Below are 1,018 nucleotides of genomic sequence, written 5' to 3'. Positions count from 1 at the left end.
CCTGGTCGGCCTGGTCGGCGGGGTCGGCTTTCGGGCGCGTGTTGCGCAGTGCGGTCTCGACGCGGCGGTTGCTGGTCATGGTCGCGGTGACGGCGGTCATGGTGAGGAGGAGGCCGGCGGCGGCGTAGAGCGGGGTGCGCAGGTCGTAGGTGGTGGCCAGCCAGCCGCCGAGGAAGGCGCCGAACGGGGCGGCGCACATGGCGAGCATGCGGGAGGTGGAGGCGACGCGGCCCATCAGGTGGGCCGGGACGATGGCCTGCCGGAGGGAAGGGGCGAGCACCATCGTGGCGCCCATGCCCGCCCCGCAGACGGCGAGCGCGAGCCCGGCCACGTATGGGTTCGGGGCGGAGGCGAGCCCCAGGATGGCGAGGCCCTCGATGGCGGCGGTGCAGGTCAGCGCGGTGCCGGTGCCCAGGCGCCGGCCGAGGAAGGAGGCGATGCCCGCGCCGAGCAGGCCGCCGGTGGCCTCGACGGTGAGGAGCAGGCCGAAGCCGAAGGCGCCGACGCCGAGATATTTGTGGACGAACAGGGCCAGGACGGTCTCCACGGCGAGGAAGGCGACGTTCCCGACCGCAGGACGGAGCGCGAGCCCGAGCAGCAGCCGGTCCTGGAAGACGTGGGAGGCCCCGGCCCGCGCCTGCCGGAGCAGCGACTCGCGGGCGCTCGCGGCCGGTCGCGGCACGGCGGGCAGCGACCGGACGAGCAGTGCGGACAGCGCGAACGACACCGCGTCGGCGAGCAGCGGAACCGAACGTCCGAGCGTGAGCAGCGCACTGCCCGCAGGCGGCCCGGCGAAGCCGGACGCTGCGGTCTGGGCGCCGCGCAGGCGAGCGTTGGCGCGCTCCAGCTGGGCGGGGTCGCGCCCCAGCAGATCCGGCAGGTACGCCGTGGCGGCCGTGTCGAAGAACAGCCCGCCGAGGGCGAGCAGGAACGCGAGGGCCGCCAGCAGCGGGACGCTCAGCACATCGAGCGCCGCCGCCGCGGCGGGTATGGCGAGCAGCACCGCACGCGCGGCGTC

1 protein-coding gene is annotated in these 1,018 nt (G+C 75.6%); it reads right to left on the bottom strand.

The window, feature by feature from the left end; all coding sequences use genetic code 11:
• On the bottom strand, positions 1-1,018 hold a 1,018-nt coding region (locus tag ABT053_RS43415; RefSeq protein ID WP_350978051.1), incomplete at both ends, for an MFS transporter.

It is taken from the genome of Streptosporangium sp. NPDC002524, from assembly GCF_040295985.1.
In the GTDB taxonomy this organism is placed as follows: Bacteria; Actinomycetota; Actinomycetes; order Streptosporangiales; family Streptosporangiaceae; genus Streptosporangium.
Note: the sequence above shows the minus strand (reverse complement) of the source record. Positions and strands in the feature narration are given on the sequence as shown.